This is a genomic window from Isoptericola sp. Y581, assembly GCF_059445475.1.
In genome coordinates, this window is record NZ_JCAIUK010000001.1 from 386,737 (window position 1) to 409,209 (window position 22,473).

The following is a 22,473-nucleotide window of genomic DNA, read 5'->3' on the forward strand; positions in this document are numbered from 1 at the left end:
GCCCCTCTGGTAACAACCGCGGAGCACCACGTGCGTCCCGGGGAGAGCTGGGCCTGTTGTCGTGCCTGCACAGTCGAGCTGCGCCCGAAAGCCTCGCCCCGAAGGACCTGCATGAACCTCACCGGCATCGTCCCTGCTCTCCTCGCCGACCCCGGCGCCTCGGCCGCGCTCGAGCACGTCGCCCTGCGCGGGTTCGCCGACGTCGTCGGCCCGCCCGGCGTGCGTGCGCCCCTGCTGGCCGCGGCGGCCGAGCGGCGCCCGCTCGTCGTCGTCACCGCCACCGGCCGGGAGGCCGACGAGCTCGCCGCGTCGGTGCGCGCATACCTGCCCGACGAGCGCGCGGACGACGTCGCGGTGCTGCCGGCGTGGGAGACGCTGCCGCACGAGCGCCTGTCGCCGCGCGCGGACACGGTGGCCAAGCGGCTCGCCGTGTTCCGACGGCTCGCGCACCCGGCGCCCGCGACGGGCCAGACCGGGCCGATCCGGCTGCTGATCATGCCGACGCGGGCCCTGCTGCAGCCGGTGGTCGACGGGCTCGGGGAGCTGGAGCCGGTCGAGCTGCACGCCGGCACCACGGCCGACCTCACCGACGTGGGCGACCGGCTCGTCGCGGCCGCCTACACGCGCGTCGACATGGTCGAGCGGCGCGGGGAGTTCGCGGTGCGCGGCGGCATCCTCGACGCCTTCCCGCCCACCGAGGACCACCCGCTGCGCATCGAGTTCTGGGGCGACGAGGTCACCGAGATCCGGTGGTTCGCCGTCGCCGACCAGCGCTCCCTCGAGACCGCCGAACGGGGCCTGTGGGCCCCACCGTGCCGCGAGATCCTGCTCACCGACGCCGTGCGCGAGCGCGCGGCCGGGCTCGTGGAGCGGCTGCCCGGCGCGATCGAGATGCTCGACCGGCTCGCCGCGGGCGTCGCCGTCGAGGGCATGGAGTCGCTCGCGCCCGTGCTCGTGGACCGCATGGTGCCGGTGCTCGACCTCGTGCCCGACGACGCGCTGCTCGTCATCGACGAGCCCGAGCGCGTCCGCCGCCGCGCGCACGACCTCGTCGCCACCACCGAGGAGTTCCTCGCCGCCGCCTGGACCGGGGCCGTCGCCGGGGGAGCGGCGCCGATCGACCTGTCGGCCGCGTCCTTCGAGACGTTCGCCGAGGTGCGCGACGTCGCTGCCCGCCGCGGCCTGGGCTGGTGGACGCTGTCCTCCTTCGGCCTCGACGTGCCCGACGACGCCGACGCGGACGAGGTGATCGCGCCCGTCCGCGAGCCCGACGCCGACGGAGTCACGACGTTCACCGTCGGCGCCCGCGACATCGAGTCGTACCGCGGCGACGTGCAGCGCGCGCTCGACGACGTCCAGACGCTGCAGCGTGCGGGCTGGCGGCTGGTGCTCACCACCGAGGGGCACGGCCCGGCCAAGCGCATGGTGGAGCAGCTCTCGGCCGTCGACACCGCGGCCCGGCTCGTGGCCGAGCTGGGGGAGGAGCCCGAGGGCGGGGTCGTGCTGGTCGCTCCGGCGCTGGTGGGCAAGGGGTTCGTCGCCCCCGACCTGCAGCTCGCCGTCTTCAGCGAGGCCGACCTCACGGGCCGGCAGGGCTCCACGACCCGCGACATGCGCAAGATGCCGAGCCGGCGCCGCAACGTCGTCGACCCGCTGCAGCTGCGCGCGGGAGACTTCGTGGTGCACGAGCAGCACGGCGTGGGCCGGTTCGTCGAGATGGTGCAGCGCACGCTCGGCGCGGGGGCGAACGCCGCGACGCGCGAGTACCTCGTCATCGAGTACGCCCCGTCCAAGCGCGGCCAGCCGGGCGACCGGCTGTTCGTGCCCACGGACCAGCTCGACCAGGTCACCAAGTACACGGGCGGGGAGTCGCCGTCGCTGTCCAAGTTGGGCGGCGCGGACTGGAAGAACACCAAGGCGCGCGCCCGCAAGCACGTCAAGGAGATCGCGGGCGAGCTCATCCGCCTCTACTCGGCGCGCATGGCCACGCAGGGGTACGCCTTCGGCCCGGACACCCCGTGGCAGCGCGAGCTCGAGGACGCGTTCGCGTACGTCGAGACGCCCGACCAGCTCGTGACGATCGACGAGGTCAAGGCCGACATGGAGAAGGCGGTGCCGATGGACCGCCTCGTGTGCGGCGACGTCGGCTACGGCAAGACGGAGATCGCCATCCGGGCGGCGTTCAAGGCTGTGCAGGACGGCAAGCAGGTCGCCATCCTCGTGCCGACGACGCTGCTGGTGCAGCAGCACTTCGACACGTTTTCCGAGCGGTACGCCGGGTTCCCGGTGACCGTGCGCGCGCTGTCGCGGTTCCAGTCGGACAAGGAGTCCGCCGACACGGTGGAGGGCCTGGCGAACGGCACGGTCGACGTCGTCATCGGCACCCACCGCCTGCTCACCGGGTCGGTGAAGTTCAAGGACCTGGGCCTGGTGATCGTGGACGAGGAGCAGCGCTTCGGCGTCGAGCACAAGGAGACGCTCAAGCAGCTGCGCACCAACGTCGACGTCCTCGCGATGTCCGCGACGCCGATCCCGCGCACGCTGGAGATGGCGGTCACCGGCATCCGCGAGATGTCGACGCTGGCCACGCCGCCGGAGGAGCGGCACCCGGTGCTCACGTACGTGGGCGCCTACGAGGAGCGGCAGATCACCGCCGCGCTCCGCCGCGAGCTGCTGCGCGAGGGCCAGGTCTTCTACGTGCACAACAAGGTGGAGACGATCCAGAAGACGGCGTCCCGCCTGGCGGAGCTCGTGCCGGAGGCCCGCATCGGTGTGGCGCACGGCAAGATGAGCGAGCGCCAGCTCGACCAGGTGATCCGCGGCTTCTGGGAGAAGGAGCTGGACGTGCTGGTCTGCACCACGATCATCGAGACCGGCCTGGACATCTCCAACGCCAACACGCTCGTCCTCGAGCGGGCCGACGTGCTCGGCCTGTCCCAGCTGCACCAGCTGCGGGGCCGCGTGGGCCGTGGCCGCGAGCGCGCGTACGCGTACTTCCTGTACCCGCCGGAGCGGCCGCTCACCGACACGGCCCACGACCGCCTCGCGACGATGGCGGCCCACACCGACCTCGGCGCGGGCATGCAGATCGCGATGAAGGACCTCGAGATCCGCGGCGCGGGCAACCTGCTCGGTGGCGAGCAGTCGGGGCACATCGCGGGCGTCGGCTTCGACCTGTACGTGCGCATGGTGGGCGAGGCCGTGGCCGCGTTCCGCGGCGAGCGCGAGGAGGAGCAGCCGGAGGTCACCATCGAGCTGCCGGTGGACGCGCACCTGCCCGAGTCGTACATCGCCACCGAGCGGCTGCGCCTCGAGGCGTACAAGAAGATCGCGTCCGCGCAGGACGCACCCGAGCTGGCCGAGGTGCGCGCCGAGCTGGTGGACCGCTACGGCACGCTGCCCGAGGTCGCCTCCGCCCTGTTCGAGGTGGCGGGCTTCCGCAACCACGCCCGCCGGGCCGGCCTCACCGACGTCACCGCCCAGGGTAAGTTCGTGCGCTTCGCTCCCGTGGACCTGCCCGAGTCGGCCGAGCTGCGGCTCAAGCGCCTGTATCCGGGCACCATCCTCAAGCCCGCCATCCGGGCGTTCCTCGTGCCGTTCCCGACGACGGCACGCATCGGGGGCCGCCCGCTGCGCGGCGCGGAGGTGCTCACGTGGGCGCGGCAGCTCATCGACGGAGTCATCCTGGGCGACGTGGCCGCCGCCGCGGGCGTAGGCACGCGCACCGCTGGTTGAGCCTGTCGAAACCCGCTGGTCGAGCCGCTGGTTGAGCTTGTCGAAACCCGGTTTCGACAAGCTCAACCAGCGGGTTTCGACAAGCTCTACCAGCGGGTTCGGCAAGCTCAACCAGCGGGAGGTCAGACGCCGGGACGGTTGACGTCGGGGATGGTGATGGGGGTCGTCTTGCCGGACTGCCCCTTGTTCAGGAACGCCATGCCGAGGGCCTTGACGAACTTGTCGAACAGGCGGAACGAGTACGGCGCGACCGGCAGCAGGCCCTCGCGGAACGCGATGTAGGTGGGCCAGACGGTGCGGATGAGCACCCTCGACGCGGGGTCGCGCCTCAGGTCGAGCCAGTCGGCGACGTCGGGGCCCAGCTGGTAGATCACGAACTCGTTGAGGAACCCGCGCGTGACGCCGAGGTCGACCTGCGCCGTGAGGCCGAGCAGCACCTCGGCGAGGTCCCGCCCCTCCGGCGTGGGGGCGAGCAGCGGCGTGAGCACCTGCTCGGACTGCGCGTGGGCGTCCGCCCACGATGCGGGGATGTACTCGTCGTGCACGCCCAGCAGGTGCAGTGCCACCTGCCAGTGGTGCAGGAACGCCTCCTCGTCGGCGGCCGACATCTTGACGCCCCAGTCCTTCATCGTCTTGTGGGCGAAGGTGCCGGTGCTGTGGAACGTGACGAGGATGTCCATGTTGCTGATCGGGATCGTCTCGTCCGCGACCGCCTTCCAGTACGGCGACTGGGGCAGCAGGTGGCGGACCGCCGCGTGGACCAGGCGGGTCTTGTTCGCCGTGACGATCATCTGGCCGTCCGGCTCGTAGGCGTTGACGTCGGTCAGGTCGTAGCCGAACGTGAACGTCTTCGCCGCGCGGTCCTGCATGTCGGCGCCGCCCTTGGACCAGTACACCGACTTCGCCTCGCGGGGGATGACGGTGCTCATGATGCCGCCGCCGAGCCCGTAGATGAGGAACAGGTACAGGTCCTTGCGGCGGTTGAAGTCGGCGGCGCGGCGCAGCTTGGACATGTCGGCCCACTCGGGCAGCTGCGCCTCCCGCTGCAGGAAGCCGGACAGCTCCGTCGGCAGGCCACCGGGGATCGGGTGGTTGTTGTCCACCCACGGGGTGATGGCGTCGTTGACCGCGGGCACCTGCCCGTCGGTGATCACCGAGGCCATGATCTGGTCGATCTCGTCGTCCCAGACCCACAGCGGGTCGACGCCGGTGCCGCTGCCGCGCACCGACCTCGTGGGCGACCAGGACCAGGCCGCCTCCGCACCGACCGCACCCGTGAGGCCGAGCGCCGCTCCGAGGGTCAAGAGGGTGCGCCGTTTCATCTCGCTCATGTGACCACCTGTTTCCGACGGGGACGGGCGTCGCCGGGGCATCATCGTCGACGCCGCCCAGGCGCTCGCTACCCGTCCGGTACCAATGTGACTGGCCGTTAACTTGTGATTCGCCATTAACATATGACCGTCGGCGGTGCGGCACAACCCCTCGCTCCTCGACGGGCTGATCCTCGAAGGGGATGTCGCCGGCTCGGCACCGGCTCGACGCGAAGCCGACACCAGGTCATCGCCAGGTCATCGCCAGGTCATCGCCAGGCCGTCGCCAGGCCGTCGCCAGGCCGTCGCCAGGTGGCCGTGTCGCGACCGCTACGTTGCTCCGCATGACTGATGTCGACGTCGAGATCACCGCCGATCTGATCCGCGACCTGCTGCGCGACCAGCACCCCGACCTGGCCGACCGTCCGCTGGAGCTCGGCGCCCGCGGCTGGGACAACCAGCTGTGGCGCCTGGGCGACGACCTCGCCGTCCGGCTGCCGTGGGCGACGGCGTCGGCCGACGAGCTGCTGCGCAAGGAGCATGCGTGGCTGCCCGGGCTGGCGCCGGGGCTCCCGCTGCCGGTGCCCGTGCCGCAGCGCCTCGGCAAACCCACGGAGCGGTTCCCGCGCACCTGGATCGTCACCACGTGGGTGCCGGGCGAGCCCGCCGACCGCGCCCCGATCACGCGGGGCGAGGAGGGGGCCGAGGCGCTGGCCGGCTTCCTGTCGGCGCTGCACCGCCCGGCCCCGGACGACGGGCCCGCCGGCCGTGGGCGGGGCGGCCCGCTGGCGGACCACGGCGAGGGCTTCGAGCGGGGCCTCGCCGAGGCGTTCGAGCGGGGCCTGGTCCCGGACCCGGACGCCGTCCGTGCCGTCTGGGCGGACGCCGTCGCCGCGCCCGGCCGGGCGGGCCAACCGGTGTGGCTGCACGGTGACCTGCACCCGGCCAACGTCCTCACCGCCGACGGGGCCCTCTGCGGCGTCATCGACTTCGGCGACCTCTTCACGGGCGACCCGGCCTACGACCTCGCCGGCGCGTGGCGACTGCTGCCCGACGGCGCCGTCGACGGCTTCTACGCGGCCTACCGGCCGGGCGCGGACGACGCCGCCCGCCGCCGCGCCCGCGGGTGGGCCGCGGCCACCGCGCTGGGCGGGCTCCTCGTCGGCGAAGCCGGCGACCACGGGCGCCCGGGCGGGAAGTCCTCGTGGGGGCCGCCGGCCCGCGCCACGCTGGAGCGGCTGGTCGCGACGGCGTCCTGACCTAGCCTGAGGCCATGGTCGCAGCGGTGCGGGTCGTCATCCACGTGGTCGCGGACTCGACGGGGGACACGGGCGCCCGGGTGGCGCGCGCCGTGCAGCCGCAGTACCCGGCGCTCGACGTGGTCGTCGTGCGGCACCCCCGGCTGCACAGCCAGGAGGGCCTGGACGACGTCCTGGAGCGGCTGCGCGCCGAGCCCTCGGAGGCCGTCGTGTTCTGCACCGTGGTCGACGAGACGCTGCACGCCCAGGTGCTCGACCGGTGCGCCGAGCTCGGGATCCCGTGCGCCGACCTGCTCACCCCGGCGCTCGATGCCGTCACGGCGCGCACCGGGGCCGCGCCGGCGCGGATCGTCCATCCGGTGGGGCTCGCGGCCGACTACTTCGAGCGCATCCACGCCATGGAGTTCGCCGTCGCCCACGACGACGGCCACGTCACCGACGCGAGCCTCGACGAGGCGCAGATCGTGCTGGTCGGCGCCTCCCGGACCGGCAAGACGCCGCTGTCGATGTATCTCGGGTACCTCGGCTACCGCACCGCGAACATCCCGCTGGTCGCGGGCCTCGCCCCGCCGGCCGCGCTGTCCCGGGTCGCGCGGTGGAAGATCGTCGGCCTCACGATCGACCCGGAGCGCCTCGTGGCGATCCGCCGCCGGCGGGTCGACCTCATGGGCGCGGGCGCCCAGGACGCGGGGCGCCTCGGCGGATACGCCGATCTCTCGCGCATCTTCGACGAGCTCGACGAGATCACGCACGTCCAGCGCCGGCTCGGCTGCCCCGTCCTCGACACGACCTCGCTTGCGCTGGAGGAGGCCGCGGGGCGGATCATCGAGCTGGTGACAGCGCGGCAGCGCGCCCGTACAGTCCCCGACGACGGTCCAGAGCAGGGCCACAGGAACGACCCGGACGGGCGGCCTGCGCCGCCCGGCACCGAGACGGAGGCGACCGAACGATGACGAGCCAGGCCCCCACCCCCCTGTCCAGCTCCGGCGGCAACCAGCCCGCGGGAGGCGGCCGCCGGCTCGTCTACGACCTCGCCGAGGGCAGCGCTGAGATGAAGCCGCTGCTCGGCGGCAAGGGTGCCGGGGTCGCGGAGATGATCCGCATCGGCGTGCCGGTCCCCGATGGGTTCACCGTCACGACCCAGGCCTGCGTGGCCGCGATGGAGGCGGGCGGGACCTGGCCGGGAGGGCTGTGGGAGGAGATCCTCGACCACCTCGACGCCCTCGAGCGGCGGACCGGTCGGCGCCTGGGCGCGGCCGAGCGACCGCTGCTGGTCGCCGTCCGCTCCGGGGCGGTCGTCTCGATGCCCGGGATGATGGACACGATCCTCAACCTGGGGATCTCCGACGAGTCCGTGGTCGGGCTCGCGGCGGAGTCCGGCAACCCCCGCTTCGCCTGGGACTGCTACCGCCGGTTCCTGCAGATGTACGGCGAGGTGGTCGAGGGCGTGCCGGGGCACGTGTTCGAGGACGAGATCGCCGCGCTCAAGGGTCGCCGCGGCGTCGCGGAGGACACCGGGCTGACCGCGGACGACCTGCAGGAGCTGGTCGCCACCTTCCGCGCCGTCGCGCGGCACCACACGGGCGAGGACCTGCCGACCGACCCGCGCGAGCAGCTGCGCCGCGCCGTGGGAGGCGTCTTCGCGTCCTGGGACACCCCGCGCGCCGGCGTGTACCGCAGGGCGAACGGCATCCCCGACGACCTCGGTACGGCCGTCAACGTCATGCAGATGGTGTTCGGCAACCGCGGCGACACCTCCGCCACCGGCGTGTGCTTCACGCGCGACCCGTCGACCGGGGCGAAGGAGCTCTACGGCGAGTTCCTCCTGAACGCGCAGGGCGAGGACGTCGTCGCAGGGATCCGCACCCCGCGCGCGCTCGCCGAGATGGAGCAGGTGCTGCCGGGTGCCTACCGCGAGCTCCTCGACACCATGCAGCGGCTCGAGCAGCACTACGGCGACATGCAGGACATCGAGTTCACCGTCGACGACGGGACGCTGTACCTCCTGCAGACCCGCACCGGCAAGCGCACCGCCGCGGCGGCGCTCAAGATCGCGCGGGACCTGGTGGCCGAGGGCGTCATCGACCGGGAGGCCGCGCTGCGCCGCATCGAACCGGCCCAGCTCGACCAGATGCTGCACCCGGGCCTGGACCCCGAGCACGGGCAGACGCCGCTCGCCCGCGGGCTCAACGCCTCGCCCGGCGCGGGGGTCGGGGCGCTCGTCTTCGACGCCGACACGGCGGCGGCCCGCGGCGACGCGGGCGAGGCGGTGGTGCTCGTGCGCTGGGAGACCACGCCGGACGACATCCACGGCGTCATCGCCGCCCGCGGCGTGCTGACCGTGCACGGCGGGATGACGTCGCACGCGGCCGTCGTCGCCCGGGGCATGGGGAAGCCGTGCGTCGCGGGCGCCGGGCAGCTGCGCATCGACGCCGAGGCCCGCACCGTCTCCGTCGGGGACACGGTGCTCACCGAGGACGACACGGTCACGATCGACGGGTCGACGGGCGAGGTGTACGCGGGGGCGCTCCGGCTGATCCCGCCGCGGATCACCGACGACTTCCGCGCGGTGCTGTCGTGGGCCGACGACGTGCGCCGCCTGGGCGTGCGCGCCAATGCCGACTCGGGCGCCGACGCCGCGAAGGCGCGCGAGCTCGGGGCCGAGGGCATCGGGCTGTGCCGCACGGAGCACATGTTCATGGCCCCCGACCGGCTGCCGGTCGTGCAGGCGATGATCCTCGCCGAGGGGCCCGGCGAGCGGGCGGCGGCTCTCGACCGGCTGCTCCCGATGCAGCAGGCCGACTTCGAGGAGATCTTCACCGCGATGGACGGGCTGCCGGTGACGATCCGGCTCATCGACCCGCCCCTGCACGAGTTCCTGCCGGACCTCGTGGAGCAGTCGTTGCTGGTGCAGCGCCTGGAGGACGCGAGGTCCTCGGGTGCATCCGCCGGCCGAGAGCTCGGCGACGCCCGGGCGCTGCTCGCGCACGTCCGGCGGCTCAGCGAGACGAACCCGATGCTCGGCACCCGCGGGGTGCGCCTCGCGCTGCTGTTCCCGGAGATCGCGCAGATGCAGGTGCGAGCCATCGCCCGCGCCGCCTACGCCGTCCGGGCGCGTGGGCTGGACCCCCGGGTGGAGATCATGGTGCCGCTCGTCGGGTTCGCCGAGGAGCTGCGGCGGATGCGCGAGGTCGTCGAGACGACGTGGTCCGACGAGATGGCGGAGGCCGGACCGGACGGTGCGGGCCTGCCGTACTCCGTCGGCACGATGATCGAGCTGCCCCGCGCCGCGCTCGTCGCGGACGCCGTCGCCCGGCATGCCGACTTCTTCTCCTTCGGCACCAACGACCTCACGCAGACGACGGTCGGCATCTCCCGTGACGACGCCGAGAGCTCGTTCCTGCAGGCCTACCTCGACAGCGGGGTCGTGCCGGCCAACCCGTTCGCGAGCATCGACCGCGACGGCGTGGGGGAGCTCGTGCGGATCGGCGTCCGCAAGGGGCGGGACACCACGCCCGGGCTGAAGACGGGCGTGTGCGGCGAGCACGGCGGCGACCCGGCGTCCATCGCCCTCTTCCACGAGATCGGGCTGGACTACGTCTCCTGCTCCCCGTACCGGGTGCCGATCGCCCGGCTCGCGGCCGCGCGTGCCGCGCTCGGCGACCTCACCTTGTCTGGGTGATGTGGCGGCGCTGCCCGCTTCCTAGCGTGGTGGCGTCCCCATCTTCGCCCCGACCGGGGAGGCCGCCATGCGACCCGACGCGCACGCACGCACGATGCTGCCCATCCCGGACCGGCCGGCGCCGGGCCTCACGACCTACGACGCCAAGGACCCGGACACCTCCTACCCGCCGATCGAGCCGCTGTTGCCGCCCGAGGGCGCGCCGAACGTGCTCGTCGTCCTGCTGGACGACGTCGGGTTCGGGGCGTCGAGCGCGTTCGGGGGGCCGTGCAACACGCCGACGGCGGAGCGCCTGGCCGGGGGCGGGCTGCGGTTCAACCGGTTCCACACCACCGCGCTGTGCGCCCCGACGCGGCAGGCGCTGCTCACCGGCCGCAACCACCACTCGGTGGGCATGGGCAGCATCACCGAGACGGCGACGTCGGCGCCCGGCAACAGCTCCCTGCGCCCCAACACGAAGGCCCCGCTGCCGCTGACGCTGCGGCTCAACGGCTACTCGACGGCGCAGTTCGGCAAGTGTCACGAGGTGCCGGTGTGGCAGACGTCGCCGATGGGCCCGTTCGACGCGTGGCCGACGGGCGGCGGCGGGTTCGAGACCTTCTACGGGTTCATCGGGGGCGAGAACAACCAGTGGGACCCGGCGCTGTACGACGGCACCACGCCCGTCGACCCGCCCGCCACGCCGGAGGAGGGCTACCACCTCACCGAGGACCTCGTCGACCACGCGTGCTCCTGGGTGCGCCAGCAGAAGGCGCTCATGCCGGACCGGCCGTTCTTCGTCTACCTCGCGCCCGGCGCCACGCACGCGCCGCACCACGTGGCGCCGGAGTGGATCGAGAAGTACCGGGGCGCGTTCGACGACGGCTGGGACGCGCAGCGGGAGCGGACGTTCGCTCGGCAGCAGGAGCTCGGCGTGGTCCCGGCGGACGCGGAGCTCACGCGCCGGCACGACGAGATCCCGTCGTGGGACGAGATGCCGGACGACCTCAAGCCCGTGCTGGCCCGCGAGATGGAGACGTACGCGGGGTTCCTCGAGCACGTCGACGTACAGGTGGGCCGGGTGATCGACACCCTCGTGGACCTCGAGATCCTCGACGACACGCTCGTCCTGTACATCATCGGCGACAACGGCGCGTCGGCCGAGGGCACCGTCAACGGCGCGTTCAACGAGATGGCGAACTTCAACGGCATGGCCGCCCTCGAGACGCCCGAGTTCATGCGCAGCAAGATGGACGAGTTCGGCTCGCCGACGTCGTACAACCACTACGCCGTGGGCTGGGCCTGGGCCATGGACACCCCGTACCAGTGGACCAAGCAGGTCGCCTCGCACTGGGGTGGCACCCGCAACGGGACGATCGTGCACTGGCCCCGCGGCATCTCCGAGCGCGACGGGCTGCGGTCGCAGTTCACCCACGTCATCGACGTCGCGCCCACCGTGCTGGAGGCCGCGGGACTGCCGGAGCCGGCCACGGTCAACGGCGTGCTGCAGTCGCCCATGGAGGGGACGTCGATGCTGTACGCGTTCGGCGACGCCGACGCCGACGAGCGCCACGACCTGCAGTACTTCGAGATGTTCGGCAACCGCGGCCTCTACCACCGCGGGTGGAGCGCCGTCACCAAGCACCGCACGCCGTGGGAGCTGGCCGGCGGCGCCGTGCCCGCCTTCGACGACGACGTGTGGGAGCTGTACGACGGGTCCGCCGACTTCAGCCAGGCCCGCGACCTGGCGGCGCAGCATCCCGACGTCCTCGCGCGGCTGCAGCGGCTGTGGCTCATTGAGGCGACCAAGTACCAGGTGCTGCCCATGGACGACCGCACCGGCGAGCGCTTCGAGCCCACCCTGGCGGGTCGCCCCACGCTCGTGCGGGGCACGTCCCAGCTATTTTTCCCGGGCATGGGCCGGCTCTCGGAGAACAGCGTGGTGAGCGTGAAGAACCGGTCGTTCGCCGTCACCGCGGAGGTGGACGTCGCCGACCCCGGTGTCCACGGCGTGATCATCGCCCAGGGCGGGCGGTTCGGCGGGTGGAGCGTGTACGCCCGCGACGGGCGGCTCGTGTTCGCCTACAACGTGCTGGGCATCCACCTCTACCGTGTGGTGGCCGACGAGCCCGTGCCGACCGGCACCCACCAGCTGCGCGTCGAGCTCGCCTACGACGGCGGCGGGCTGGGCAAGGGCGGCGACGTCTCGCTGTACCACGACGGCGTCGTCGCGGGGACCGGCCGGGTCGAGGCCACGCAGCCGCTGGTCTTCTCCGCCGACGAGACGACGGACGTCGGGTACGAGTCCGGCACCACCGTCTCGCCCGACTACACCGCCCGCGACAGCCGGTTCACCGGCCGGCTCCGCTGGGTCCAGCTCGACGTCGACAAGGAGGACTCCGACCACTTCGTCAGCCCCGAGGAGCGTCTCCGGGTCGCGATGGCGCGGCAGTGAGGGGACTCGTGCGCGACGACGGTGCACGGGCTCGCCCGGAGGTGGTGCCGTACGAGCAGCGCTCCGCCTACCTCTACGGCCTGATCGTCACGGGCTCGGTGCTCGCGACGGCGCCGGAGGACCTCAGGCTCGTGCGGATCGCCGCGCTGCTCGGCGGCACGCTGGCCGTCTACTGGTGCGCGGAGTCGTACGCCCACATGATCGCCGCACGCACCGCGCTGCGCCGCTCCCTGCACTCCCGCGAGCGGCGTGAGATCTTCGCGGCCGGGCTGCCGATGCTGGCCGCGTGCGCGATACCGGCGGTGGTGCTGCTGGCCGAGGCCGTGCTCCGGGTGGAGCCGGCGCTCGCCGCCGACATCGCCCTCGTCGTCAACATCGCGCTGCTCCTGCTCGTCGGCTGGCGCATGAGCACCGCCGGCGGGATGACCGGCGGCCGACGCCTCGCCGCGACCGCGTTGGCGGGAATGCTGGGTGTCGCGATGATCATTCTCAAGCTGCTCCTGCACCATTGAGTCTCCTGCACCATTGAGTCGTCTGAGTCGTCTGAGTCGTCTGAGTCGTCTGAGTCGTCTGAGTCGTCTGAGTCGTCTGAGTCGTCGCGTCTGAGCTACCGCAGAGAGGCGGGGTCGGCATGAGCACTCCGATCGGGGCACCGGGGGACGACGTCGCGTCGTCCCGGCTGACGACGCGCCTCGGCGAGCTCGAGCGGGAGAACGCGGAGCTGCGCCGCCGCCTGGCGGCCGGCGCCACCGACCAGGGTCACGCGCCGGACGGCGGGTCCCCGGCCGGGCACCGGTCCCGGCGGCACCGGGGCCGCGCGGCGGCGGCCGTGGTGCTCATCGCGCTCGGGGCCGTCCTGGCCCCGGTGGGCGCGGTCGCCGCGTGGGCCGAGCGCACGCTGACGGACACGGACCGGTACGTCGCCACGGTCGGCCCCCTGGCCGAGGACCCGGTGGTGAAGTCGGCGGTGGCCGGCCGCCTCACCCAGGCCGTGATGTCGCGGATCGACGTGGCGGCGATCCTCGGGACGGTCGTGTCCGGGCTGGAGGAGCAGGGCGTGCCGCCGCGCGCGGCCACGGCGCTGGGCGCGCTCGAGGCGCCGCTGACCAGCGGCGTCGGGTCCTTCGTGCGCCGCGCGGCCGACGGCGTGGTCGAGAGCGACGCGTTCGAGGACGCGTGGGGGCAGGCCAACCGGACGGCGCACCGGCAGCTCGTCGCCACCATGGAGGGTCAGGGCGGCGAGCTCCTGCAGATCGGGCAGGACGGCCAGCTCACCATCCAGCTCGCCGGGATGATCGACCTCCTCAAGGAGCGCCTCGTCGACCGCGGGCTCGGCATCGCCGCGAACATCCCCCGGGTCGACGCCACGTTCACCGTCATGGAGACCTCCCAGCTGGTGCAGGTCCAGAACCGGTACGCGCAGGTCGTCGCGCTGGGCACGTGGCTGCCGTGGGTCGCGCTGGGCCTGCTCGCGGCCGGCGTGCTCGTCGCGTCGCACCGGCTCCGCGCGCTCGTCGTCGCGGGCCTCGCCCTCGCCGCCGGGATGGTCGTGCTCGGCATCGGGCTCGCGATCGCGCGGGGCCTGTACCTCGACGCGCTCGACGACGTCGTCCTGCGGCTCGACGCCGCCGAGGTGCTCTACGACCAGCTGGTGTCGTTCCTGCGCGTCACGCTGCGCACCGTCGGCGTGCTCGGCCTCGTCGTCGCGCTGGCCGCCTACCTGGGCGGCGGGAGCGCGTCCGCGCGCAGCCTGCGGGCCGGCATCGGCCGGGGATTCGCCCGGGCGCGGACGTACGGCGAGCGGCGGGGCGTGTCGTCCGGGCCGGTCGGCGACTGGCTCGGGCAGCACCGCGGCTTCGTCCGCGTGGTCGTCGTGGCGCTCGCGGCGCTGGTGCTGTTGCTCGCCGACTCTCCGACGCCGGGCCTCGTGGTCGGGACCGCGATCGTCGCCGGCGTGGTCGTCGCCGTCCTGGAGCTGCTGGCCCGCTCGCCCGTGCCCGAGGAGTCGGGAGCGGCGGCGACGGCAGAGCCGGCGTCGTGAGAGTCAGCCCAGCGCCTTCTCCTTGAGGGCGGTGAACTCCTCGTCGTTGATGACCCCGGCGTCGTCGAGGCGATCGGCCCGCCGCTGGTTGAGCTTGTCGAAACCCTGGTCTCGGCGGCACGGGGTCGGAGGGCACGGGGTCGGAGGCAACGGGGTCCGGCGCCGGGATCACCTGATCGGGGTGATGCGCGGGCCCGCCGCCGCGCGTCGAATGGACGGGTCGACCCGACGCCGGAGGGGGACCCGTGGACTACGTCGACCGACTGCGTCGCTTCGCGGTGAACGACCCGCGGCTCGACGTCGACCTGGAGCTCCCGACGGAGCTCGACCCGAGGGACGTGGCCCTGGCGCGCCTCGCCGCGCTGGTCGCGGTCGGCGGCGCCGAGCCCACGTACGGGAGCCTCGTGGACGAGGCCGTCACCGCGGGGGCGACAACGGCCGAGATCGTCGACGTGCTGGTCGCCGTCGTCCCGATCGTCGGGCTGCCAGGCGCGGTCGCGGCGGCGCCCAAGCTCGCGCTGGCGCTGGGTCACGACCCGTTCGGCTCGGACCCGACAGGCTGATCGGACAGCCTGACCGGGCGGGCAGTGCTCAGGAGCCGAGCAGCCCCATCCCGGTGGCCCGGGCGACGGCGCCGCCGCGGGAGGTGACGCCGAGCTTGCGGTAGATCGACCCCACCTGTGAGCTGGCGGTGTTGCGGGTCACGAAGAGCCGCTCCCCGATCTCCCGGATCGTCAGGTGGGTCTGCAGGTACGGCAGGAGCCGGAGCTCGGCGGGCGTGAGCGGAGCCCCCACGCTGCCGGGGACCACGCTGTCGGGGGACCGGGGTTGCCCCGCGCCGAACGTCTTGCGCAGGTCGGCGGCCTCGTCGACCAGCATCCCCAGGGCGGGGCGGTGCAGCAGGACGTCGTCGACCTCGCGGAGCAGGTGCCGGACGGTGGCGACGTCGCCCGTCGACCAGCTCACGCGCGCGAGGTGGAGGCGCACCCGCACGGCGAGCGTCGGGAAGGCGAAGGTGCAGAACGCCCGCGCCCGCATCCCCTGGGTGAGCCGCCGGCGGGCGGCGGGCACGTCCCCGCGGTGCAGCGCGAGGCGCGCCGCGGCGGCGTAGCCGAGCGCGCTGGTCGCGTGGTCGCCCATCCGGTGCTGCCCGACGGCGTCCAGGGCGAGACGGGCCCGCTTCGCGGCGTCGTCCCAGCGGTCGTGGTCCATGTCGAGCTGGGCCAGCAGCGCCGCGCTGAACACGAGGGTGTCCGCGTTACCGAGGGCGACGGCCGTGGCGAGGGCGTCCTCCAGGTGCCGCACGGCGCCCGCGACGTCCCCCGCGAGCAGGAGCGCGTCGCCGGCCAGCGTGAGCGCGGTGTCCCGCCACACGCTCCACCCGGGCTCCTCGGCGAGGGCGACGCGGGCGTCGTCGATCATCCGCTGCGGCCCGTCGGGACAGCGCAGCGCCCGGTACATGGCGCGCGCCGAGGTGAAGGAGGCGGTCCCGTCCACGGGGTCCTCCGCGGACGACGCGGCGTCGGCCACGGCGCCCCAGCGTTCCGCCTCGAGGGCGTGCCCCTCGTACACCGCCACGTACCCGGCCAGCACCGCGAGGTGCGGGTAGCCCGCGACGGCGTCGTCGCCCAGGGTGCGCAGCCACCGCTCGACGGTCGCGACGCGCCCGGCCTGGAAGTTCGACATGACGATCCGCGTGACCAGCCGGACGCACCGGTCGCGCTCGGGCGTGGCGAGCAGGTGCTCGACGGCCCGTTCCGGGGACCCGTGCGCCTCGAACCAGTCGGCCGCGCGGATCCGCACGGTGTCGGCCGTCGTGGGCTCGACGTTCCGGAGCTCGGCGAGCAGAAACTCCCGGAAGAGGGGGTGGTAGCGGAACCACTCGCGCTGCCGGTCGAGCGGGACGAGGAACGCGCCCGACGCCTCGAGGAGCCGCAGCAGGCGGTGCGACGAGCGCTCGCCCAGGACGGCGTCGCACAGCGGCGCCGACATGACCTCCAGCACGGCGGTGCGGCGCAGGAACCGCCGCGTCGTCGCGGACAGCCGCCGGAACGTCTCGCGCTGCAGGTAGTCGGCGATGTACGGGTCGGCCCCGGTGATCGTCACGGCGCGCGGGTCGCCGTGCCGCGCGACGAGCGACGCGAGGTAGACGCCCGCCGGCCAGCCCTCCGTGCGGTCGGTGACGGTCGCGGCGACCTCCCGCGAGACCGGGACGTGGGAGGCCTCGAACACCCGCTCAGTGCCTGCGACGTCGAGCGCCAGGTCGTCCGCGACGATCTCCACCACGTCGCCCGTCGCGCGCAGCCGCGGGAGGTGCGGCTGCTCGGACCTGCTCGCGGCGACGAGCTGTGACCCAGCGGGGATCCCGGCGAGGACGACGCCGAGCACGTCGTGGCAGGCGGGGGAGCGCAGCTCGTGCAGGTCGTCGAGGGCGATCAGGAAGGGCGCGGGGGCCTCGCGCAGGGCAGCAGCCAGCCGGGGCGCGGCCCTTCCGAGCACCGCGACATCCCGCCCGGCCAGGTCCGCCGCCAGGTGCGGGTGCCCCGGGTGGATCCGCGCGAACGCGGAGGCGAGGACGGCGAGCAGGGACAGCGGGTCGTCGTCCAGCCGATCGAGCGACACCCAGGTGACGGCGCGGTCGTCGCGCGACGCCCACTCGGCGAGCAGCGTCGTCTTGCCGTACCCGGCCGGCGCCGTCACGCCGACCACCCGGGTCCCGCTCGACCGGGCCGCGTCGACGAGGCAGGCCCGGCTCACCGTCCCCGCGCGGGGGCGGGGCACGGTGAACTTGGCCTCGAGGAGCTGTCGGTCCAGCCCCGCGGGCGCCCGTGCCGTGCCCGGCTCGCGGCTCACCTCTCGACTGTAGAACGGTCGGGGGGCCGGACAACCGTGCCGGTCGTCATTCACCCGCAGGGGGGCCCGAGGTCCCCATACTTCGAACGTGGATTCAAACTGCATCGCCGACTCGTCGGCAGAGATCGGTGCGACCTTCGCGAATTCCCCCGCCGCTGAAGGGCGCAGAGGAGTCGTCCGACCACGTGGCATCCATGGCCCCCGCCACGGTGCCGCGCCGTTCTGACCTGCCCTGTCGGGTCCGTCGTCGGGATGAACCCGCGCCGAGGACTACCTCGACTACACCACCTCCTCGAAGTCCGGGCTCATCAAGCAGTTGGAGTTCGAGGGCTACTCGAAGAAGGACGCCAAGTACGCCGTGAACAATGTCGAGGTGGACTGGATGGAACAGGCTGCGAGGAGTGCCGAGAACTACATGGGGTACTCGAGCTTCTCGCGCTCCGGTCTCATCGATCAGCTGGAGTTCGAGGGCTTCTCGAACGAGCAGGCCGAGCATGGCGCCGACTCCGTAGGCCTCCGAGCGACGCCACGTTCGGGCACCCGCCTCGCACTCCGGCCCGCCGAGCGGCACAGTGTGGGCATACAAGTTACCAACTTGTATGATCGGTTTGGCCCGCGCGTCGTCGCGCGGAGCCGCGGTCGCGGACGGCGACCGCGACCCCACGCGAAGGAGCGTCATGCACTACCAGCCCGATGCCATCCGGACGGTGCACCTCTCGACCCTCGCCCTGCCGCTGGCCACCGCTGTCTCGGACGCCAAGGTCTTCACCGGCCGTCAGGAGCCGATGACGGAGGTCGTGTTCCTCGTCGCCGAGATCAGCACGGAGCAGGGGTTCGAGGGCCTCGGGTTCTCCTACTCCAAGCGGGCCGGCGGCCCCGCGCAGTACGCGCACGCCCAGGAGGTCGCGGGCTCCGCGATCGGCGAGGACCCCAACGACATCGCCAAGCTGTACACGAAGCTCCTGTGGGCGGGCGCGTCGGTCGGGCGCTCGGGCGTGGCCACGCAGGCGCTGGCCGCGATCGACATCGCCCTCTACGACCTCAAGGCCAAGCGCGCCGGCCTGCCGCTGGCCAAGCTGCTCGGCGCCCACCGCGACTCGGTCCGCACCTACAACACCTCGGGCGGCTTCCTCAACGCGAGCATCGACGAGGTCAAGGACCGCGCCAGCCGGTCGATCGACGACGGAATCGGCGGCATCAAGATCAAGGTGGGCCTGCCGGACTCCCGGACGGACCTGGCCCGCGTCGAGGCCGTGCGCGAGCACATCGGCCCCGACGTGCCGCTCATGGTCGACGCGAACCAGCAGTGGGACCGCACCACCGCGCTGCGCATGGGGCGCCGCCTCGAGCCGTACGACCTGGCGTGGATCGAGGAGCCGCTGGACGCCGACGACGTCGAGGGCCACGCCGCGCTCGCCGCCACGCTCGACACGCCGATCGCCACGGGGGAGATGCTCGCGTCGGTGGCCGAGCACGAGCGGCTCATCGCCACGCGCGCGTGCGACGTCATCCAGCCCGACGCGCCCCGCGTCGGCGGGATCACGCAGTTCCTGCGCCTGCTGACCCTCGCCGACCAGGCCGGTCTGGACCTCGCACCGCACTTCGCGATGGAGATCCACCTGCACCTGGCCGCCACCTACCCGCGCGAGCCGTGGGTGGAGCACTTCGACTGGCTCGACCCGCTGTTCGAGGAGCGGCTGGAGACGCGGGACGGCCGGATGCTCGTGCCCGACCGGCCCGGCCTCGGCGCCACTCTCACCGAGCAGGCGCGGGCCTGGACCACCGACAGCGTGGTGGTCGGCGCGCGATGAGGCGCCGGCGGAAGCGGCGGGATGGAAGCATGAGGCCATGTCCCAGACCCTGAGCGGCGCTCTCGTCGCGGCGCTGCGGGCGCGGATCGTCGACGGTGACATCGCCCCGGGGGAGCGGCTGCCGAGCGAGACGCGCCTCGCCGCCGAGCACGAGGTCAGCCGCACCGTCGTGCGCGAGGCGATCACGCGCCTCAACCTCGAGGGGCTCGTCCATACCCGGCGCGGCAGCGGCACCTACGCCCTGGCCCCGCCCACCGGCGACGCCGACGGCGAGCCCGTCGCCCGCTCGTTCGAGGACCGGCTCGCCCTCGTCGACTACCGCCTGGGTGTCGAGACGCAGGCCGCCGCGCTCGCGGCCGACCACCGCACCTCGGCCCAGCTCGCCGCGCTCGCGCAGCGGCTACGCGACCTGGACGCCGCGCACGGGCACCCCGCGACGGCGATGCAGCACGACTTCGCGTTCCACCGGCTCGTCGCCGAGGCCGCGCACAACCGCTACCTGCTCGAGGCGCTCGACCGGCTCGGCCCGCAGATGATCGCGATGCCGCGCGGGCGGCTCGGCGCCTCCGCCGAGGACGCCGGGGTGGACGGGGCCGCCGGCGCGGGCCGCTTCGTCACCGTCGTGCACGAGCACGAGGCGATCCTCGACGCGCTGACGGCGCAGGACCCGCTCGCCGCCGCCGCGGCGATGCGGGTGCACCTGGCGGGCTCGCGCCGCCGCCTGCTCGCCGAGGCCGGGCGGGGCTGACCCCGCCGGGGCTCACGACGCCGGCTTGACCGCGAGGACGGGGTGCTCGGCCTGCAGCAGGATGCGCTGCGCGACGGAGCCCATGATGAACTTCCCGACCGGGCTCCGGCGGCGCAACCCGATGACGATGAGGGTCGCGTCGTGCCGCTCGGCGAGCTCGAGGATCTCGTCGCTGAAGTCGTCGCGGTGCGTGCCGCGCACCACCTGTGCAGGGACGCCGGCGTCGGCGGCCAGTGCGAGCAGGGCGTCCAGGTCCTCGTCCGTCGCGACACTGCTCGCCACGAGCGAGCCCTCCCGTGCCGAGTTCACGACGAGCAGGTCCTCCCCGCGCAGCCTCGCCTCGCGGACGGCGGCCTGGGCCGCGGCCTCGCCCGCGGGCGTCGGGACGTATCCCACGACGACGGTCATACCGATTCCTTCTTCCTGTCGTTCGAGCGCCCGTCGGACGACGTCTCGTCGCCCGACGACAACATCGCCTGCACTCGCGTGCGTGCCACCTTCACCAGGGGCCACACCGCGACCAGCACGAACGCCGCGAGCAGCACGGCGGAGATCGGCCGGCCGAGGAACCCGCCGGGGTCGCCGTCGAACAGCAGCAGCGAACGGCGCAGGCTCTCCTCCAGCAACCCGCCGAGGACGAACGCCAGCACCAGCGGTCCCGCCTCGTACCCGAACTTCTTCATGAGGTAGCCCAGCGCGCCGAACACGACCACCAGCAGCACGTCGAACACCGAGTTGTTGAGCGTGAACGCCCCGATCACCGTGATGAGCGCCGTCACGGGCGCCAGGATCGCGGGCCGGACCTTCAGCACGCGGACGAAGAGCCCGACGAGCGGGATCGACAGGATGAGCAGCAGCACGTTCCCGATGTACATCGAGTTCACGACGCCCCAGAACAGCTCGGGCTCCTGGTCGACGAGCTGCGGCCCGGGCGTGATGCCCTGGATCAGCAGCGCGCCGAACATCATCGCCATCGTGGCGTTGGCCGGGATGCCGAGCGTGAGCAGGGGGATGAACGAGCTGGTCGCGGCGGCGTTGTTCGCCGTCTCCGGCCCCGCCACCCCCTCGACAGCGCCCTTGCCGAACCGGCTCGGGTCCTTGGCGCGCTTCTTCTCCACGGCGTACGCCGCCATGGAGGAGATCGTGGCGCCGCCGCCGGGCAGCACACCGAGGAGGAAGCCGAGGACGGAGCCGCGACCCATCGCGCCGGACGACTCCCGCAGGTCGCGGCGCGACGGCCACACGTTGGCGACCTTGCCCGGCGCGGCGACGGCACGGTGCCGGTCCTCGAGGTTGTACAGGATCTCACCGAGGCCGAAGACGCCCATCGCGACGACGACGAAGTCGATCCCGTCCGCGAGGTCGAGGCTGCCGAACGTGAGCCGCCCGACACCCGTGAACGAGTCCCGGCCCACCGTGGCCAGCAGCAGCCCGAACGTCGCCGCGACGAGCGCACGCAGAGCGCTCCCCGACGCGATCGTCGCGACGAGGAGGATGCCCAGCAGCGCGAGGGCCGCGTACTCCGGCGGCCCGAAGTCGAGCGCGAACCCCGCGACGACCGGAGCGAGGAACGTCAGCCCGACGATCGCGATCGTGCCGCCGACGAACGAGCCGACCGCGGCGATCCCCAGCGCCGTACCGGCTCTTCCCTTGCGCGCCAGCGCGTAGCCGTCGAGCACCGTCACCACCGAGCTCGCCTCGCCTGGGAGGCGGAGCAGCACCGCGGTGATCGTGCCGCCGTACTGGGCGCCGTAGAAGATCCCCGCGAGCATGATGATGGCGGTGACCGGCTCGAGCCCGTACGAGATGGGCAGCAGGATCGCGATCGTCGCGGCCGGGCCGAGGCCTGGCAGCACGCCGACGAGCATGCCGACGACGACGCCGATCAGGCAGTAGAGCAGGTTGGTCGGTTCGAGCACGACACCGAATCCGGCGATCACGTTGTCCAGGGATTCCACCTGACGTCTCCTTCGCGGGGTGCGTTCGGGCGGTCAGAACAGGTGCGGGACGGCGGTGCCGAGCGCGCCGACGAAGATCGCGTACAGCGCGGCGACGAGGCCGACGGAGCACACGATCGTGGAGCGCCACGTCTCTCCGCCGAGGAACCGCATCCACACGATGCTGAGCACGAGCGCGGGGATCTCGAAGCCGATCACCGGCAGCAGCACGACCAGGACGACCAGGGTGACCAGCCCGACCAGGGCCAGCCACGAGTGGCGGGAGAACCGCTCTCCCTCGCCCCCGTGGCGACCCAGCAGCAGCTGCGCGAGCGCCAGCGCCGCCATCGCGACGCAGATCGCGAACGGCCACAGGCCGGTGCCCGGCTGCTCCAGCGTGCCCAGGCCCAACGACACCGAGAGCACGGCGCCCGAGACCCCGACGGCGAGGGCGACCAGGCCAGAGGCCAGGTTCGCCACGCGGCCGGCGGGCTCGGGTCCGTCCGGGCTGTCGTCGACCGAGTCGACCGAGTCGACCGAGTCGACCGAGTCGACCGGGGGCCCGGCGTCGGCCGCGGGCTGCGTGCCCGCCGGCGAAGGCTCGGGCGCGTCGGCCGTCGGGTGCGTGCCGGGTGTCGTCATCGTCGTGCTCCTCACGGCGTG

At 73.2% G+C, this 22,473-nt stretch carries 15 protein-coding genes and 1 pseudogene; 11 read left to right on the forward strand and 5 right to left on the reverse strand.

Translation table 11 applies throughout. The annotated features are described in order from the left end of the window. The first annotated feature begins 111 nt into the window (after nt 1-111). On the forward strand, nt 112-3,735 hold the full coding sequence (mfd, locus tag AC1C2W_RS01815; protein WP_495412215.1) for a transcription-repair coupling factor: 3,624 nt from the start codon (nt 112-114) through the stop codon (nt 3,733-3,735). A 122-nt stretch (nt 3,736-3,857) separates the two neighbouring features. On the opposite strand, the gene AC1C2W_RS01820 is transcribed toward mfd, so the two are convergent. Then, nucleotides 3,858-5,066 (reverse strand): oxygenase MpaB family protein, encoded by a 1,209-nt coding sequence (locus AC1C2W_RS01820; protein WP_495388074.1) that lies wholly within the window; start codon nt 5,064-5,066, stop codon nt 3,858-3,860. A gap of 323 nt (nt 5,067-5,389) precedes the next feature. Here AC1C2W_RS01820 and AC1C2W_RS01825 point away from each other — a divergent pair, with 323 nt between their 5' ends. The 7 genes from AC1C2W_RS01825 (at nt 5,390) to AC1C2W_RS01855 (ending at nt 15,024) form a co-directional block, all read left to right on the forward strand. Continuing rightward, nucleotides 5,390-6,304 (forward strand): aminoglycoside phosphotransferase family protein, encoded by a 915-nt coding sequence (locus tag AC1C2W_RS01825; RefSeq protein WP_495388073.1) that lies wholly within the window; start codon nt 5,390-5,392, stop codon nt 6,302-6,304. 14 nt (nt 6,305-6,318) lie between these two features. After that, nucleotides 6,319-7,257 carry a pyruvate, water dikinase regulatory protein gene (locus tag AC1C2W_RS01830; protein ID WP_495412216.1) on the forward strand — a complete coding sequence of 313 codons (939 nt, stop codon included), beginning with the start codon at nt 6,319-6,321 and terminating at the stop codon, nt 7,255-7,257. Further along, a complete protein-coding gene (gene ppdK, locus AC1C2W_RS01835) occupies nt 7,254-9,986 on the forward strand; it encodes a pyruvate, phosphate dikinase (protein ID WP_495412217.1) in 2,733 nt (910 codons plus the stop codon). Before AC1C2W_RS01830 ends, ppdK begins: the two co-directional genes overlap by 4 nt. Before the next feature lie 67 nt (nt 9,987-10,053). Then, complete coding sequence (locus AC1C2W_RS01840) at nt 10,054-12,420, forward strand: arylsulfatase (protein WP_495388070.1); 2,367 nt, start codon at nt 10,054-10,056, stop codon at nt 12,418-12,420. An 8-nt stretch (nt 12,421-12,428) separates the two neighbouring features. Next, nucleotides 12,429-12,932, forward strand: a complete 504-nt coding sequence (locus tag AC1C2W_RS01845) for a hypothetical protein (RefSeq protein ID WP_495388069.1) — start codon at nt 12,429-12,431, stop codon at nt 12,930-12,932. Between the two features lie 119 nt (nt 12,933-13,051). After that, a complete protein-coding gene (locus AC1C2W_RS01850) occupies nt 13,052-14,461 on the forward strand; it encodes a hypothetical protein (protein WP_495388068.1) in 1,410 nt (469 codons plus the stop codon). Nucleotides 14,462-14,706: 245 nt separating this feature from the next. Then, nucleotides 14,707-15,024: a carboxymuconolactone decarboxylase family protein gene (locus AC1C2W_RS01855; protein WP_495388067.1), complete on the forward strand. Its 318-nt coding sequence runs from the start codon at nt 14,707-14,709 to the stop codon at nt 15,022-15,024. Between the two features lie 28 nt (nt 15,025-15,052). On the opposite strand, the gene AC1C2W_RS01860 is transcribed toward AC1C2W_RS01855, so the two are convergent. Further along, the gene (locus AC1C2W_RS01860) at nt 15,053-17,314 is read right to left on the reverse strand and encodes a helix-turn-helix transcriptional regulator (protein WP_495388066.1); all 2,262 of its coding nucleotides are present in this window, start codon (nt 17,312-17,314) and stop codon (nt 15,053-15,055) included. A 271-nt stretch (nt 17,315-17,585) separates the two neighbouring features. On the opposite strand from AC1C2W_RS01860, the pseudogene AC1C2W_RS01865 reads away from it, so the two are divergent. The 3 genes and pseudogenes from AC1C2W_RS01865 to AC1C2W_RS01875 form a co-directional block, all read left to right on the forward strand. Then, nucleotides 17,586-17,807: pseudogene (locus AC1C2W_RS01865) on the forward strand (Ltp family lipoprotein); the annotation flags it as partial. A gap of 184 nt (nt 17,808-17,991) precedes the next feature. Further along, nucleotides 17,992-19,125, forward strand: coding sequence for an L-talarate/galactarate dehydratase (locus AC1C2W_RS01870; protein ID WP_495388065.1), 1,134 nt, complete (start codon nt 17,992-17,994; stop codon nt 19,123-19,125). A 37-nt stretch (nt 19,126-19,162) separates the two neighbouring features. Then, nucleotides 19,163-19,873 carry a FadR/GntR family transcriptional regulator gene (locus tag AC1C2W_RS01875; protein WP_495388064.1) on the forward strand — a complete coding sequence of 237 codons (711 nt, stop codon included), beginning with the start codon at nt 19,163-19,165 and terminating at the stop codon, nt 19,871-19,873. A 12-nt stretch (nt 19,874-19,885) separates the two neighbouring features. Here the strand turns inward: AC1C2W_RS01875 and AC1C2W_RS01880 are convergent, their stop codons facing one another. Genes AC1C2W_RS01880 through AC1C2W_RS01890 form a run of 3 tightly spaced genes read right to left on the reverse strand, consistent with a single transcriptional unit; the run spans nt 19,886 to nt 22,452 of the window. After that, entirely contained in the window at nt 19,886-20,281 is a 396-nt protein-coding gene (locus AC1C2W_RS01880; RefSeq protein ID WP_495388063.1) for a universal stress protein, read from the reverse strand. After that, a complete protein-coding gene (locus AC1C2W_RS01885; RefSeq protein WP_495388062.1) occupies nt 20,278-21,831 on the reverse strand; it encodes a tripartite tricarboxylate transporter permease in 1,554 nt (517 codons plus the stop codon). Before AC1C2W_RS01885 ends, AC1C2W_RS01880 begins: the two co-directional genes overlap by 4 nt. Before the next feature lie 33 nt (nt 21,832-21,864). Continuing rightward, the gene (locus tag AC1C2W_RS01890) at nt 21,865-22,452 is read right to left on the reverse strand and encodes a tripartite tricarboxylate transporter TctB family protein (RefSeq protein ID WP_495388061.1); all 588 of its coding nucleotides are present in this window, start codon (nt 22,450-22,452) and stop codon (nt 21,865-21,867) included. Between the last annotated feature and the right edge of the window lie 21 nt (nt 22,453-22,473).

Bases quoted from the DNA above. Each gene is read 5' to 3' on its own strand.
- mfd (WP_495412215.1), top strand. From the start codon at position 112: ATGAACCTCACCGGCATCGTCCCTGCTCTCCTCGCCGACCCCGGCGCC.
- AC1C2W_RS01820 (WP_495388074.1), bottom strand. From the start codon at position 5,066: ATGAGCGAGATGAAACGGCGCACCCTCTTGACCCTCGGAGCGGCGCTC.
- AC1C2W_RS01825 (WP_495388073.1), top strand. From the start codon at position 5,390: ATGACTGATGTCGACGTCGAGATCACCGCCGATCTGATCCGCGACCTG.
- AC1C2W_RS01830 (WP_495412216.1), top strand. From the start codon at position 6,319: ATGGTCGCAGCGGTGCGGGTCGTCATCCACGTGGTCGCGGACTCGACG.
- ppdK (WP_495412217.1), top strand. From the start codon at position 7,254: ATGACGAGCCAGGCCCCCACCCCCCTGTCCAGCTCCGGCGGCAACCAG.
- AC1C2W_RS01840 (WP_495388070.1), top strand. From the start codon at position 10,054: ATGCGACCCGACGCGCACGCACGCACGATGCTGCCCATCCCGGACCGG.
- AC1C2W_RS01850 (WP_495388068.1), top strand. From the start codon at position 13,052: ATGAGCACTCCGATCGGGGCACCGGGGGACGACGTCGCGTCGTCCCGG.
- AC1C2W_RS01870 (WP_495388065.1), top strand. From the start codon at position 17,992: ATGCACTACCAGCCCGATGCCATCCGGACGGTGCACCTCTCGACCCTC.
- AC1C2W_RS01875 (WP_495388064.1), top strand. From the start codon at position 19,163: ATGTCCCAGACCCTGAGCGGCGCTCTCGTCGCGGCGCTGCGGGCGCGG.
- AC1C2W_RS01880 (WP_495388063.1), bottom strand. From the start codon at position 20,281: ATGACCGTCGTCGTGGGATACGTCCCGACGCCCGCGGGCGAGGCCGCG.
- AC1C2W_RS01890 (WP_495388061.1), bottom strand. From the start codon at position 22,452: ATGACGACACCCGGCACGCACCCGACGGCCGACGCGCCCGAGCCTTCG.